The sequence below is a fragment of the Chryseobacterium taeanense genome, from assembly GCF_900099685.1.
In the GTDB taxonomy this organism is placed as follows: domain Bacteria; phylum Bacteroidota; class Bacteroidia; order Flavobacteriales; family Weeksellaceae; genus Chryseobacterium; species Chryseobacterium taeanense.
Window position 1 is genome coordinate 54,972 of record NZ_FNDW01000012.1, and the last position, 13,750, is coordinate 68,721.

Annotated in this window: 13 protein-coding genes; 7 read left to right on the plus strand and 6 right to left on the minus strand. The window is 36.3% G+C overall.

What is annotated here, in order from left to right:
* Nucleotides 1-272 precede the first annotated feature (272 nt).
* Nucleotides 273-2,555, plus strand: coding sequence for an FUSC family protein (locus BLR30_RS14940; RefSeq protein ID WP_089860685.1), 2,283 nt, complete (start codon nucleotides 273-275; stop codon nucleotides 2,553-2,555).
* Here BLR30_RS14940 and BLR30_RS14945 read toward each other — a convergent pair.
* Together BLR30_RS14945 and BLR30_RS14950 are read right to left on the minus strand one after the other, a co-directional pair.
* A complete protein-coding gene (locus tag BLR30_RS14945) occupies nucleotides 2,536-3,150 on the minus strand; it encodes a 4'-phosphopantetheinyl transferase family protein (protein ID WP_089860687.1) in 615 nt (204 codons plus the stop codon). The two genes, BLR30_RS14940 and BLR30_RS14945, sit on opposite strands and share 20 nt — an antisense overlap.
* Before the next feature lie 167 nt (nucleotides 3,151-3,317).
* The gene (locus tag BLR30_RS14950; RefSeq protein ID WP_089860689.1) at nucleotides 3,318-3,845 is read right to left on the minus strand and encodes a HugZ family pyridoxamine 5'-phosphate oxidase; all 528 of its coding nucleotides are present in this window, start codon (nucleotides 3,843-3,845) and stop codon (nucleotides 3,318-3,320) included.
* A 166-nt stretch (nucleotides 3,846-4,011) separates the two neighbouring features.
* Between BLR30_RS14950 and ahcY the strand changes: the two genes are divergently transcribed.
* On the plus strand, nucleotides 4,012-5,325 hold the full coding sequence (gene ahcY, locus BLR30_RS14955) for an adenosylhomocysteinase (RefSeq protein ID WP_089860691.1): 1,314 nt from the start codon (nucleotides 4,012-4,014) through the stop codon (nucleotides 5,323-5,325).
* Between the two features lie 148 nt (nucleotides 5,326-5,473).
* On the opposite strand, the gene purE is transcribed toward ahcY, so the two are convergent.
* Nucleotides 5,474-5,977, minus strand: a complete 504-nt coding sequence (gene purE / locus BLR30_RS14960) for a 5-(carboxyamino)imidazole ribonucleotide mutase (RefSeq protein WP_089860693.1) — start codon at nucleotides 5,975-5,977, stop codon at nucleotides 5,474-5,476.
* 136 nt (nucleotides 5,978-6,113) lie between these two features.
* On the opposite strand from purE, the gene BLR30_RS14965 reads away from it, so the two are divergent.
* The 3 genes from BLR30_RS14965 (at nucleotide 6,114) to BLR30_RS14975 (ending at nucleotide 9,789) form a co-directional block, all read left to right on the plus strand.
* The gene (locus tag BLR30_RS14965; protein WP_089860695.1) at nucleotides 6,114-7,022 is read left to right on the plus strand and encodes a DMT family transporter; all 909 of its coding nucleotides are present in this window, start codon (nucleotides 6,114-6,116) and stop codon (nucleotides 7,020-7,022) included.
* A gap of 72 nt (nucleotides 7,023-7,094) precedes the next feature.
* On the plus strand, nucleotides 7,095-7,658 hold the full coding sequence (locus tag BLR30_RS14970; protein ID WP_089860697.1) for a hypothetical protein: 564 nt from the start codon (nucleotides 7,095-7,097) through the stop codon (nucleotides 7,656-7,658).
* Nucleotides 7,659-7,665: 7 nt separating this feature from the next.
* Nucleotides 7,666-9,789, plus strand: coding sequence for a cation:proton antiporter (locus BLR30_RS14975; RefSeq protein WP_089860699.1), 2,124 nt, complete (start codon nucleotides 7,666-7,668; stop codon nucleotides 9,787-9,789).
* A gap of 44 nt (nucleotides 9,790-9,833) precedes the next feature.
* Here the strand turns inward: BLR30_RS14975 and BLR30_RS14980 are convergent, their stop codons facing one another.
* Nucleotides 9,834-10,946, minus strand: coding sequence for a 5-(carboxyamino)imidazole ribonucleotide synthase (locus tag BLR30_RS14980; RefSeq protein WP_089860701.1), 1,113 nt, complete (start codon nucleotides 10,944-10,946; stop codon nucleotides 9,834-9,836).
* Nucleotides 10,947-11,016: 70 nt separating this feature from the next.
* Nucleotides 11,017-11,568: a DUF1543 domain-containing protein gene (locus tag BLR30_RS14985; RefSeq protein ID WP_089860703.1), complete on the minus strand. Its 552-nt coding sequence runs from the start codon at nucleotides 11,566-11,568 to the stop codon at nucleotides 11,017-11,019.
* An 85-nt stretch (nucleotides 11,569-11,653) separates the two neighbouring features.
* Between BLR30_RS14985 and BLR30_RS14990 the strand changes: the two genes are divergently transcribed.
* Nucleotides 11,654-12,484 (plus strand): sulfite exporter TauE/SafE family protein, encoded by an 831-nt coding sequence (locus tag BLR30_RS14990; protein WP_089860705.1) that lies wholly within the window; start codon nucleotides 11,654-11,656, stop codon nucleotides 12,482-12,484.
* Nucleotides 12,484-12,867, plus strand: a complete 384-nt coding sequence (locus BLR30_RS14995; RefSeq protein WP_089860707.1) for a DUF1634 domain-containing protein — start codon at nucleotides 12,484-12,486, stop codon at nucleotides 12,865-12,867. The genes BLR30_RS14990 and BLR30_RS14995 overlap by 1 nt, the downstream gene beginning before the upstream one ends.
* Here BLR30_RS14995 and bla read toward each other — a convergent pair.
* Nucleotides 12,848-13,726, minus strand: coding sequence for a subclass B3 metallo-beta-lactamase (gene bla, locus BLR30_RS15000; RefSeq protein ID WP_089860709.1), 879 nt, complete (start codon nucleotides 13,724-13,726; stop codon nucleotides 12,848-12,850). The genes BLR30_RS14995 and bla overlap by 20 nt on opposite strands.
* Nucleotides 13,727-13,750: the final 24 nt, after the last annotated feature.

Here is a 13,750-nt window from a genome sequence, read left to right on the forward strand (position 1 = left end):
GCTGCGATCAGGGCTAGGATTCAATGATATCAAACTCCGGAAATCTCAGTTATTTTTGGAAAATTAGCCTTTCTTATACTCATAAATTTTTAAGCATTGAATTAACTTCATTCACATGGTTTGAAATTTGTTGCTGAATTTCTCAGCACAGAAGAAAAATCATTATACACATAAAATATTTTAGCTGTACTATAAAATTAATGAACAAAAAAATTCACATTTGGCTCATAAACTAAAACTCACAATTCATATTTAACTCTTATTTTTGTAGTATGAACTATTCTGCGGAACTCAAAAAATTCATTACCAGTCAATATGTATACTCTGCCATCAGAATTACACTGGCCACTGTTCTGCCATGCTTGGTTCTTGCTAATTTTGGCATTCTGAAAGAATATTTTCTGTTTCCGCTCGGAACAAGCTTTGTAGCACTCACCGATCAGCCGGGACCTTTTATCCGAAGAAGAAATGCCCTTACTTTCGCCATTATATCCTTTGTATTGGTAGCAATGATTGCCAGCCTCTTCATGAATATCAAAATCCTGGTCTTTGCCGAAATTATTATTTTCGGAATGTTCTTTTCCCTGATAGGAGTTTACGGACAGAGACTTGCAGCAGTCGGCTCCCTGTCATTGGTTGTACTTGCCATCTTCATCGATGGGCATTTAACCGGCGCTGATATCCTTAAAAGCCTTTTGATTTTTGCATCAGGATGCACATGGTTTTTACTCATATTCCTGATTGTAACGACTATCCAGCCATATAAGCTGGCTAGCCAGATGATTGGTGAAAACTATCTTCAACTGGCAGAATTTTTAAAAATCAAGGCCAATTATTATCAGAAAAATCCGGATTTCGATAAGCTCACAACGCAGGTGATTGCCAAACAGATTGAGATCAAAAATCTTCAGGAGGAAACCCGTGAAACCGTTTTTAAAACAAGAACCATTGTAAACGAATCGACAACGACAAGCCGTTTACTCATGCTGATGTTCCTGAATTCCATGGATCTGCATGAAAAACTAATGACCTCAGAAAGTGATTACCAGAAATTACAGCAGAGTTTTGAAGACACAGCCATTTTAGTAAAAATCCACGATTACCTCAATCTTCTATCCGAAGAAATGACCAACATCGGAATATCTCTTCAGATCGGAACGAAAGCAAAACCCATTTCTAATATTAATGAAAAACTGGATCACCTCAACCATGATTATTTTGAGTTGAGAAACAAACGCATTTCACCAGATAATTTTGAGAATTTTATGGTTCTCAGACAGATACTGATGCGCATTAATGAGATCACGAAAGAAATAAATGATATCTATAAAATTTTCTCCCAGAATGTAAAACTGGCCAAAAGTCTCTCCACCGGATTAGACCTCAGAAAATTTTTACCCAATGAAGAGAAGCTTAATTTTAAAGTTTTAAAAAACAACATTTCATTTTCATCATCCCATTTTCGTCATGCATTAAGAATTACGATTGCTTTGCTGGTAGGATATCTTTTTTCATTATTCCAGTTTTTAGGAATAGGACATACATACTGGATCTTAATTACCATTGTAGCAATCCTGAAACCCGCCTACTCTATCACCAAAAAAAGGAATCTTTTGAGATTGTACGGAACCATAGCCGGCGCAGTGATTGCCTACGCAATTCTCCATTATATTCATATTAATCAGATTCTTTTTACCATTCTTTTGTTGAGCATGATTATGTGTTTCAGCTTTCTGAAGGGAAAGTATTTCTGGGCAGTATTATTCATGACTATTTATATATTCCTGAGTTTTAATTTTCTAAGTCCCGGACATGTAAATATTATTTTCAGAGACCGGATTGTTGATACTATTATAGGCGCGGTCATTACGTCGCTGGTAGCATATGTGGTTCTTCCGGTTTGGGAACATACACAGAATCTGGATTTAATGAAAAAATCGGCTGAATGTAACCTTATTTATTTTCAAACGGTTATTTCAAAATTTCTGGAAGAAAAATTTGATATTCAAGAATATAAAGTAAAACGCAAAAATGCCATCATTGCATTAGCCAATCTTTCCGACAATTTTCAGCGAATGATTTCTGAACCTAAAAACCAGCAGAAAAAACTCGAGGTCGTGCATCAGTTTGTCGCTACGTCTCATCTTATCACAGCCTATACAGCATCTCTTTCCCAATATGTAAAGGATAATGAAAAATATCCTGAAATAGACGCTGAAGGCTGGAGCCGTAAAATAGAAGCAGAAATGCAGAAAGTCTTTCATCTCTTAAATGGTGACAAAATAACGGAAACCCTCAATATGGAAAGCCGTATCGAACCGGAAGATTCTTCATTAGACAGCCTTATTTTAAAGAGAAAAACAGAATTAACCGAACATGAATCCTATGACCTCAGAGATCCTAATAAAATCTCGCACCTTACGGAACTTAAAAATATTCACGATATTCTGGAATTGATCTATGATGTGGCAAAAGAGCAAAGAAAAGTAATTGAAAACTATCAGAGCGAAAGGAAAAACGAAGAAACGACACAGCCTATTCCTCAACAATCGTAAAGCAATAATCATCAAAAAATTCGACACGCGCTTTTAATTCATCAGACATCGTCTCATCATGTACCCTGCATTTGATATTATGGAGGTATTTCAGTTCAAAAGGCCTTACTTCGTAATGTTTTTTTAACGACCAGTGTTTAGAATGATGAATTTTATACATACTTTCTTTCACACTCCAGATAATGGTGTAGAATGTCACTTCATTGTCAAAAGGAATAAATCCCCTTTCATTTTCATATGTGAATTTATCAATAACCCTTAAAATTTTAGGGTTAAACTTTTCAATATCAATCCCAATTTTATTTTTAGAAATAGCGATAGCGGCAAAAGGGAAAGAATGAGTAATCGAAATTTCCGCATCTTTAGGAGATAAAAAAGGTTCTCTTTCTTTGTATAAAATTTTTGAATGAGGCTTCAAACCTTTGAGCAGCTTACGAACCATTAAAACTTCCAGCAGCTTTTTAGGATGATAATCTTTTACTTTTTCTGCATTTTCAGGCTCCAGAAGTGTATTGATATCCAGATCTTCCGTTTCATCATATTTCCATACGAGAATCGTGGCGTTGTCATCAGAAAAATCTCTGTAAAGTGGCATTGATTAATTTATTGGACAAAATTAGTGAAAAAAAAATTTGACTGGAGCAGATCATAGAATATGAAATTTATCAATACAAAAATTCACTCAAATTTAAATTTAAGTGAATTTCATTTTTTAATCGGTAACAAAGACAAAAAATAGTTTAGAATCAGCCTTTGATATACCTATTTCGACTCATGATTCTGGTCATTTCTATGCTCAATAATTTCTAAATTTTCATTAACAAAATAGGCGCTTCCAAAACCATTTACATAAGAACCTTTTATAGGATGCAGGCCGATCAGAATAAAATCTTTCATTTCCGAGATCATGTCTACCACCTTTCCGTTGGCTTCTTTCAGTTTTGTAACTACGTCATTCCACATTTCAGAATCTCTTTCTATTTGTGACGTTGAAACTTCAAAAGTCAATCTTTCACGGGCATAAATTTGTTTTGTGGCAGATTCATCTTCGATAAGCATGACGGACGTTTTTCTGCCATCCGCCAGATTCTTTGTATGTTTTGCCATGAAAGAAACCAGGATATAGAAAGTCTTGTCAACGTGTACAAACGGCGCATAGCTGGAATTTGGAATTCCTTCGGCATCTATCGTTGCTAATATTACGCTTTTAGTTCTTTCAATTAATTCTTTTACTTTCGGTGTTAATGGTCTGGCAGCTTTCTTAGCTTCCTCGGTAGTTGTATGATTCATATTGATTTATTTCACAACAAATATAACTATTTAGAATAAATAAAAATAATTTTCTTGCCTGTATAATTTCATATAACAGTTCTGGAGCTTCAGTTTTTATATCTTAATTATTAGTTGTAATTTTGCAATCTTATTATCGTTGAATTTTTAACTTATTCATTTACATATGAGTACTACAACACAATACATTCCTTATAAAGTTAAGGATATCGCCCTTGCAGAATGGGGAAGAAAAGAAATTACTCTTGCAGAAGCTGAAATGCCTGGTTTGATGTCAATCCGTGAAGAATACGGACCGTCTCAGCCCTTAAAAGGAGCAAGAATCGCAGGATGTCTTCACATGACCATCCAGACAGCTGTGCTTATCGAGACGCTGGTAGCTTTAGGTGCTGAAGTTACATGGTCTTCTTGTAATATTTTCTCTACTCAGGATCACGCCGCTGCTGCTATTGCGGCTGCCGGAATTCCTGTTTACGCATGGAAAGGGCTTAATGAAGAAGAATTCGACTGGTGTATCGAGCAGACTTTATTCTTTGGTGAAGACAGAAAACCATTGAATATGATTCTTGATGACGGTGGAGATTTAACAAACATGGTTTTTGATAAATATCCTGAATTAACAAAAGATATCAAAGGACTTTCTGAAGAAACAACAACCGGAGTTCACAGACTGTACGAAAGAATGAAAAACGGAACGTTGGTAATACCTGCTATCAATGTTAATGATTCAGTAACTAAATCTAAATTTGATAACAAATACGGTTGTAAAGAATCTGCTGTTGATGCTGTAAGAAGAGCTACTGATGTAATGCTTGCAGGAAAAAGAGTGGTTGTTTGCGGATACGGAGACGTTGGAAAAGGTACTGCTGCATCTTTCAGAGGAGCAGGATCTATCGTTACAGTAACAGAAATTGACCCGATCTGTGCACTTCAGGCTGCCATGGACGGATATGAAGTAAAAAGACTGGATACTGTGGTTGACAATGCAGATATCATCATCACAACAACAGGAAACTTCAACATCGTAAGAGGTGAACATTTCCTTAAAATGAAAGATAAAGCAATCGTTTGTAATATCGGACACTTCGATAACGAAATTGATATGGCTTGGTTAAACAAAAACTACGGTCACACAAAATCAGAAGTAAAACCACAGGTCGACATCTATACTATTGAAGACAAAGAAGTTATCATTCTTGCTGAAGGTAGATTGGTAAACTTAGGTTGTGCTACAGGTCACCCGAGCTTTGTAATGTCAAACTCTTTTTCTAACCAGACTTTAGCTCAAATTGAACTTTGGAACAATTCTGCAGCATACAAAAACGAAGTATATACATTGCCTAAGCATTTGGATGAAAAAGTAGCAGCCCTTCACCTTAAGAAATTAAGCGTTGAATTGGAAACTCTTTCTCAAGAGCAGGCCGATTATATCGGAGTAAACGTTGAAGGGCCTTTCAAACCTGAATATTACAGATACTAATTATATTTCAAATATAAATATCAATCCCATTACTTTGAGTAACGGGATTTTTTATTTAATATTTTTATCAAATATCTTATTTGAAAAGTATAAACAACAATGGCTCACAAAATTCATGAGCCATAGCTCTTATCATACAACGAACAGATTATTTATCAAAATGATTAGGATGCTGAGCTTTAATATCATCTACTGTTCCCAATACTTTATCTTTTAAAGAATCCTGATATTTCTGTAGATTTTCCGCCACCAATTCATCTGAACTTCCAATGATTTTTGCGGCTAAAATTCCGGCATTCAAAGCGCCATTCAGAGCAACCGTTGCCACCGGAATTCCTCCAGGCATCTGAAGAATTGACAAAACAGAATCCCATCCGTCGATAGAATTGCTTGACAAAATAGGAACTCCAATAACAGGCAATGTCGTACAGCTCGCCACCATTCCTGGGAGATGCGCTGCTCCTCCGGCTCCTGCAACAATCACTTTTAGTCCTCTTTCTTTAGCTGTTTTTGCATAATCAAACATTCTTTCCGGAGTTCTGTGTGCGGAAACCACTGTCAGCTCGTAAGGAATGTCCAAAGATTTCAAAAAGTTCGCAGCCTGTTCCATAATCGGTAAGTCGCTCTGACTTCCCATAATAATTCCTACCATTCTTCTATATTATTAGATGTTCAAAGATAAAAAATTAATAATCTTCACGCAAAAAGGCGTAAAAGTTGTTTCATTAATGGCAAACAGGAAGATCGCCATTTTTAATATGTATTTTTGCTAAACATACACCATCATTTTGAAAGATTATAAGCTTACACTCGCCATCCTGACAGTTGCCATTGTCTGGGGTACAACTTTTTTATCAATTCGCATTGCAGTAGAAACAATTCCGGCATGGTTTGTAGCAGGAATTCGTCAGTTTCTGGCATCTTTCATCATGCTTATGATCCTTTTGTACAGAGGTCAGTTTAGGTGGATAGGCTGGAAAAACTTGGGATATCAGCTTATTTTTTCTTCGTTAATGTTGATTATCGCGAACGGACTAACAACAGTAGCAGAGGAAACACTGACGAGCAGCCTGACTTCACTAATTAGTGCCAGCTCACCCATTATGGTGTTTCTCGGAAGTGTTGCTCTGGGCTTACAGAAATTTACCATCAGGGCTCTCATAGGAGTTTTGATGTGTTTCGGGGGAATTACATTTATTTTCTGGGACGGAATAAGCGACTTATCTAACCCGGAATACAGATCCGGAATTTTTCTTTTATTCTGTGGAATTTTGGGCTGGGCTTCCGGAACAATTTTCACAAAAAAAATGAATATCCAAAGCAGTAATATTTCACTGAATCTTTTTTATCAGTTTGCTTTTGCCGGAATCATTCAGCTTATTTTCGCATTCATGTTTACCGACCATTATAATTTTGAAAACTGGTCTGTGAAAAGTGTTTCAGCAATGTTGTATCTGTCTATGTTTGGCTCTGTAGCAGCTTTTTTCGCTTACCATTATGCTTTAACGAAAGTTTCTCCGGTACAGGTTTCCATTTTGGCTTATATTAATACCATTATTTCCATATTCCTTAGCTGGCTTATTCTAAATGAAGAAATTTCTGCAAAATTTATTATTGCTGCTATCCTGATTATTCTTGGTGTTTTTATCATCAATTACAATCGTGAGATGTTTAAAAGATATAAAATTAAGAATTAACGGTCTATTCAAACCAAGTAGATTTCTTACTTTATTTATTTTTCATTATATTGTTTAATCCAAAATTACAATATGCTTAAAAACCTACTATTTATCATCATAACTATTTTATTTTTTTTAGTCTCCTGTAATGACAAGAAAAAAGAAAGAGATTTATTAATGAGAGAAAACCAGTTGCTCGAAAAAGAAAAGCTATTTGCCCAAAAAGAATCTGAATATCAGGTTCTCTTAAAAATGAGAGACAGTATTTTTTCTAAAAAAGATTCTGTAAAAGTTGTTGCATGGCCGGATGAAATAAAAGGTGAATGGACAGGAAGAGTAATCTGTACAGAATCCAACTGTAGTGACTATGTCGTAGGCGACCAACGTACCGACAACTGGGAGTTTGACAGCGACTCGATACAATTGGCTGCAAAAATCATCAACAACAATAATCTTGTAAGAGTTTACTCAGGGAAACTTGAAAATAATGAGATAAAACTTAATTATAAAACAGATTCAACGTCGAAAAAGCAGGTTGAAATGAATGTTTTGCTAAATGATATTTCACCAAATAAAATCCGAGGAACAAGAACCGTCACCGTAGACCAGTGCATGGCAAAATTCTCCGTAGAACTTTTACGATCCACAAAATAAAACACTTATGAGCTTACTGAGTTTACACAACCTGAGTCTTCCTATTGAAGATCCTGTGCTGAAATTTTTGCTGGTATTGATTATCGTCCTTGCGGCTCCACTTTTATTAAATAAAATAAAGGTTCCACATTTGCTGGGACTTATTATTGCGGGAGCTGTTATAGGTCCGAATGGCTTTAATGTTCTGGCCAGAGACAGCAGCATTGTGGTGACGGGAACTACCGGGCTTCTTTACATTATGTTTCTCGCCGGCCTGGAAATTGACATGGGCGATTTTAAAAGAAACAAGTGGAAAAGCCTGGGATATGGTGCTTATGCTTTTATGTTTCCTTTCATTTTAGGATATTTAGGGTCATATTATTTGCTTAATTTTTCTGTTCTTACGGCCGTACTTTTTGCCAGTCTTTTTTCTTCACAAACACTTATCACATATCCGCTCATCAGCAAGTTGGGAATAGCCAAAAACAGAGCTGTAAATATTACGGTAGGAGGCACAATGATAACGGACGTAGCCACATTATTGGTTTTAGCGGTAGTTGTAGGAATGGTTCAAGGTGACGTAGGACTTTCTTTCTGGGTAAAATTATCTGTTTCTTTTCTGGTTTTCGGACTTATCGTATTAATGATTTTTCCGTTGATAGGAAGATGGTTTTTTAAGAAAGTAAACGATAAAATTTCACAATATATCTTCGTTCTGGTTATGATATATTTTGCTGCCGTTTTAGCTGAACTGGCCGGAGTGGAAGCCATTATCGGTGCATTCTTTGCAGGATTGGCTCTTAACCGTCTTATCCCTCACACTTCTTCCCTCATGAATCGGGTTGAATTTGTAGGAAACGCCATTTTTATTCCTTTCTTTCTTATCAGCGTAGGAATGTTGATTGATTTTAAAGTTTTTTTCAACAGTTTTGAGACCTTAAAAGTAGCTTCCATCATGCTTACAGCATCAATCGGCGGAAAATATATTTCATCGGTTGTAGCAAGAAAAACGTTCAGGTTTACCAAAGATGAGGGCAAACTTATTTTCGGACTCAGCTCTGCGTCTGCTGCTGCCACGCTGGCAACGGTGATGGTAGGATACAATATCATTATCTCTGAAACCGAAACCGGAGAACCTGTTAGATTATTAAATGAACATGTGCTGAACGGAAGTATTCTCCTGATTCTTATTTCATGTACAATCTCTTCTTTTGTTTCGCTTTCAAGTGCACAGAAGATTGCAGAACAGGATAATGAAGACACGGTTTCCGGCAAAAACCATGAAGAAGAAAATATTCTTTTGGCTTTAAATTATGAAGAAACTGTTGAAAGGATGGTGAATCTGGGAATCATGATTAAAGCACAATCCAACACAGAAGATTTATTTGCATTAAATGTTATTAACGAGGATAAAAACGAATCTTCAGTAAAAAACGCCGAGAAACTTCTTCATCAGGCTACCGACACCGCTGCTGCTGCCGATGTAAAGATGCAGGCACTAAAAAGATATGACAATGATGTGGTGAATGGAATCAATAACGTAATTAAAGAACAAAATATTACCGACCTCATCATAGCACTGGAAGATGACAAAGGCTTCTCTCCCGCTTTTGTTTATAATCTTTATAATGGCTACCTTCAGAATGACGATGTTAATGTGCTTGTTTATCACGCAGCACAACCGCTGTCTACCATCAGAACATATGCAGTCATGATCCCCGAAAATGCCCACAAGGAGGCTGGTTTTTTCCATGCCCTTCTCAGAGTTTGGAATATGGCAAGAAATTCCGGGGCAACCATTATTTTTTATGCTGCTGAAAACATTCTGGATGTTCTTCAAAGAATAATAAAAAAAGCCAATATTGAAGCTGAATTTATCATCATGAAAACATGGAAAGACGGCGAAGAAACGGCTTCAAAGCTAAAAGACGATGAAGCATTAATTCTGTTTATGGCAAAACGTGGAATGCAATCGTATATTCCGAGAATGAGAATGATTCCCGAGCTTCTGAATAAAAGCCTGGCTGATAAAAACTATCTGCTGATTTTCCCTTATTCGGAATATAATGAAAACAGTTCCGAAAAAAGATCCGTCGGGAATCACGATGATTTTATGGAAATTGGAAATATAATTAAAAAGATTTTTAATTAGATGCTCGGCATCCCTAACAGAGTTTGAAAGTCTGTTAGGGATAATTACTCCGCGATCACTCTCACCATTCCTTTCACCATCACCAACTTTTCCATTAGTTCTTCTCTGGACTCCGCAAGAACATTGATGTGTCCCATTTTTCTTCCTGGCTTTGTTTCTGTTTTTCCGTATAGGTGAATGTAGGTTTCCGGTAATCTCAACACATCTTCCATACCTTCATAAACGACTTTTCCGGAATAACCTTCTGCGCCTACAAGATTCAGCATTCCGCTATAGATAATGGCATCAGTATCCGCTAGAGGTAAATTTTTAACTACACGGTACATCTGCTCAAACTGAGAGTTGGCATTTCCTTCCTGACTCTGATGCCCCGAATTGTGTAATCTTGGAGCCGTTTCATTTACCCAGACTTTTCCTTCTTTATCTAAAAACAATTCAATCGCAAAAAGCCCCGGAGAATTTATAGCATTCAAGAATTTTTCGGTGATAGAATCGATCTGTTCTTCAATATCCTCAGACAATGCAACAGGACAGATATTGAAATCCAATAAATTTAATTTAGGATCCGCCACCATTTCCGTAACAGGAAAAGTTTTGGTTTCTCCATTTTCATTCCTTGCAACGATGACAGAAAGTTCTTTGTCAATATCCACAAGCTTTTCAATTACAGAATCTGCAATCCAGAGATTTTTCATGTCTTCTGCTGTACGGATTACCTGAACGCCTTTTCCGTCGTATCCTCCCGTATTCATTTTCTGAACAAAAGGTAAAGGCATTTTAATCTCATCAGAACTTCCGTCCATTATTTCAAATTCCGGACTTGGAATGTCATGAGCTTTATAAAATTGTTTCTGAAGAATTTTCTGTTGAATGGTTTTAATAATATTGGAATTCGGAACCACTTTTACACCTTGGCTTTCAAGTTCCGCCAAAGCATCTGCATTTACATGTTCGATCTCGATGGTTACGACATCTTTATCTTTACCGAAATTCAGAACCGTCTCATAATCATTGAAACTTCCCTGTGTAAAATACGAAATATTGTGGCATGGCGCATCAGAAGCCGGATCCAGCGTATAAAATTCATCGTCATATTTCAATGCTTCCTGAATCAGCATTCTTCCGAGCTGTCCGCCTCCTAAAATTCCTATTTTCATTTTTACTTTTATTTTTCTATTTAGATTTAATATTAAAATTTATGCTTTGCAAAGAAATTCAGTCCAGCAATTATTGTATCTTATCTATTTTCAAATAGCCAAGGCTTACAAAATTTTCCTGATTCTCTGCATCAGATTTTACGAGTGAAATGGCATATTTCCTTTTCATATCTGAAGGTAAAATTTCTTTTACAGGAAAAATATCATCGATATCCACTCCAAGCTTTTCATCAATATGACTGGTAGCTCCTTTGAATCCCATTGTTTTATAAAATTCAGTAGATTTTGCTTTTTTTACGGCTTCGCCCATAGAATTGGCTACTACGAGATGCTGCTCATGAAATTCTTCAAAAAACCCTCTTTTATATCCTCCGAGATTGATGAAGTACAACTGCTCTTCGGAAGTTCCCTCTCCCCTTTCTACAATTTTCACCTCATATCCGTCTACATACTTCACCTCCTGATAACAATCGATATGGATTTTCCCTTTTGCTTCTTTCCAGAATGTTTTCATATCTTCTACAAGATCTTTCAGGTTTTCTGCAATACCGAAAAACACATCGTGCTGCTCTATATTTCTTCCGGGCGGTGTGGCTCCCAGAATGACATAAAATAATTTCATTTAAAATTTTGTTTATGCAAAAATACATCAAATTTATCTTTTTTAAACGTTTGGCAGACTAGTGCAATAGTTTTATATTTGTAGCATGTCAGAAATCATTATTCTCTTCCTTGGAGCAATTTCGGCAGGACTTCTGGGTTCCCTGACCGGTTTAGGAGGCGGAGTTATTATTATTCCTTTATTGACGCTGGGTTTCGGCGTTCCTATGCATTACGCTATCGGCGCATCTTTAATTTCGGTGATCGGAACTTCCTCCGGTGCTGCGGTTGCTTTTGTAAAAGAAGGTTTTACCAATATGCGGATCGGAATGTTTCTGGAGATTGCCACAACAGCAGGAGCCATTGTGGGAGCTTTGGTTTCAGGAATGCTTAATCCGAATACCATCGGAATTATTTTCGCCAGCATTCTTCTTCTGACGGTTATTTTAAACCTAAAAGGAAAACCCGACCATCAGGAACCTCTGATTAAAGGAAGTCTTGAGGAAAAATTAAAGTTGTTCGGAACCTTTCCTGATAAAGGTGTTTTAAAAAGTTATTCTGCTAGAAATACAATTCCGGGATTTTTCATGATGATGTTTGCAGGTGCGATGTCCGGACTTTTGGGAATCGGATCCGGCGCTTTGAAAGTGCTTGCCATGGACAATATGATGAAACTGCCTTTTAAAGTTTCAACGACGACCAGTAATTTTATGATTGGTGTAACGGCTGTTGCGAGTGCATTGATCTATTTCCAGAGAGGTGAAATCGTTCCTGTAATTGTAGCTCCTGTTCTGATCGGAGTTGTAGTGGGAAGCTTCATCGGATCAAAAACACTGATGGTTTCCAAAACAAAAAAACTAAAGGTATTTTTTGCTATTGTAATCACTATCTTATCGGTTTATATGATGTATAACGGTATCAATAAAAGCTTCAGATAATGAAAAAGAACTTCACAGATATCGATCTGAACAGATCTGTAGGAAATTTACTGAGGCTGGGAGTCATTCTTTCCGTAATAACATCATTAATTGGTTTTATAAAGCTTTTTACAGAAGGTTTTAAAATGCCGAAAAAATACACTTCTCTTAATATGGGAAGCTCTTCAGAGAAAATTTGGGGACAGTTTTGGGATTCACTTTGTAAAGGTGAAGGAATGGCTATCATTCAATTGGGAATTTTATTACTGATCTTTACTCCTTTAATGAGAATTATTTTTGCTCTGATTGGGTATTCAAAAGAAAAAGACTACGTATATGTAGTCATTTCTTCGATTGTTTTAGCAATTATGGCAGTAAGCTTTTTTACCGGCTATGCTCATTAATATCTTCTGATTTTTTTTCAAGATATTGTTTTTCCAGAGAATCAAGGTCGTCAAAATATTCCTTTTTATTCATAAAAACTTCTGGGTTATACGCATCTTTTGGATTATGCTTTTCGTGAAGACTGAACTGGCTTGCATGAGAAGCTGCCCAGATATCAAAATTCAGTTTTTTCATAGCATTTAAAGTATATTCATAATCTTTTGCAATCGTCGGATAAGCTTTAACTTCAGAAAATTTCTTATCAATAATAATGCTCGGCATATTGGCAATTAAAACTTTGTAGCTTCTGTTGCTATCCTTAGTTTCAAACACATAGCTGCAAGAGCCTTTTGTATGACCCGGATGATGAAGCATCATCAATTTTGTATTTCCGAGTGTAACTAAATCTTTATCCTTTAAAATAAAATCAGGGTTGACCGGTTTAAAAGTAACACCATACTTTCCCATCTCGTAATCTGATTTCCCTCCGCTTTTCAGGGCATCGACATCAGCATAATCGACATATAATTTTGCGCCCGTTTCTTTTTTGATATCGGCCATCGCTCCTAAATGGTCATAATGTGCCTGTGTAAGCAATAATATTTTGGTATCCTGGTATTTAAACCCTAACTTTTTTATATTGTTTTTAATAATTGGAAGCGAGTTGGCAAGTCCCGTGTTGATAAGAATATTTCCTTTATTCGTCACAATAAGATAGGACGCAAGATCATAAGTACCTACATAGTAAAGATTTCCGGCAATTCGGAAGGGTTCGTAAGCCTTTGACCACTCTTCCGGATGGTTTTTTGGTTCATTAACTTTTTGAGCATTTACTTGTACTGTCAGTGCTATTGCAAACAGTATGATAATTTTTTTCATTATTAAATTAAATTTCTTTTTAAT

Excerpts from the sequence above, each read along its gene's own strand:
- BLR30_RS14940 (WP_089860685.1), top strand. The coding sequence starts at position 273 with ATGAACTATTCTGCGGAACTCAAAAAATTCATTACCAGTCAATATGTA.
- BLR30_RS14945 (WP_089860687.1), bottom strand. The coding sequence starts at position 3,150 with ATGCCACTTTACAGAGATTTTTCTGATGACAACGCCACGATTCTCGTA.
- BLR30_RS14950 (WP_089860689.1), bottom strand. The coding sequence starts at position 3,845 with ATGAATCATACAACTACCGAGGAAGCTAAGAAAGCTGCCAGACCATTA.
- ahcY (WP_089860691.1), top strand. The coding sequence starts at position 4,012 with ATGAGTACTACAACACAATACATTCCTTATAAAGTTAAGGATATCGCC.
- purE (WP_089860693.1), bottom strand. The coding sequence starts at position 5,977 with ATGGTAGGAATTATTATGGGAAGTCAGAGCGACTTACCGATTATGGAA.
- BLR30_RS14970 (WP_089860697.1), top strand. The coding sequence starts at position 7,095 with ATGCTTAAAAACCTACTATTTATCATCATAACTATTTTATTTTTTTTA.
- BLR30_RS14975 (WP_089860699.1), top strand. The coding sequence starts at position 7,666 with ATGAGCTTACTGAGTTTACACAACCTGAGTCTTCCTATTGAAGATCCT.
- BLR30_RS14980 (WP_089860701.1), bottom strand. The coding sequence starts at position 10,946 with ATGAAAATAGGAATTTTAGGAGGCGGACAGCTCGGAAGAATGCTGATT.
- BLR30_RS14985 (WP_089860703.1), bottom strand. The coding sequence starts at position 11,568 with ATGAAATTATTTTATGTCATTCTGGGAGCCACACCGCCCGGAAGAAAT.
- BLR30_RS14990 (WP_089860705.1), top strand. The coding sequence starts at position 11,654 with ATGTCAGAAATCATTATTCTCTTCCTTGGAGCAATTTCGGCAGGACTT.
- BLR30_RS14995 (WP_089860707.1), top strand. The coding sequence starts at position 12,484 with ATGAAAAAGAACTTCACAGATATCGATCTGAACAGATCTGTAGGAAAT.
- bla (WP_089860709.1), bottom strand. The coding sequence starts at position 13,726 with ATGAAAAAAATTATCATACTGTTTGCAATAGCACTGACAGTACAAGTA.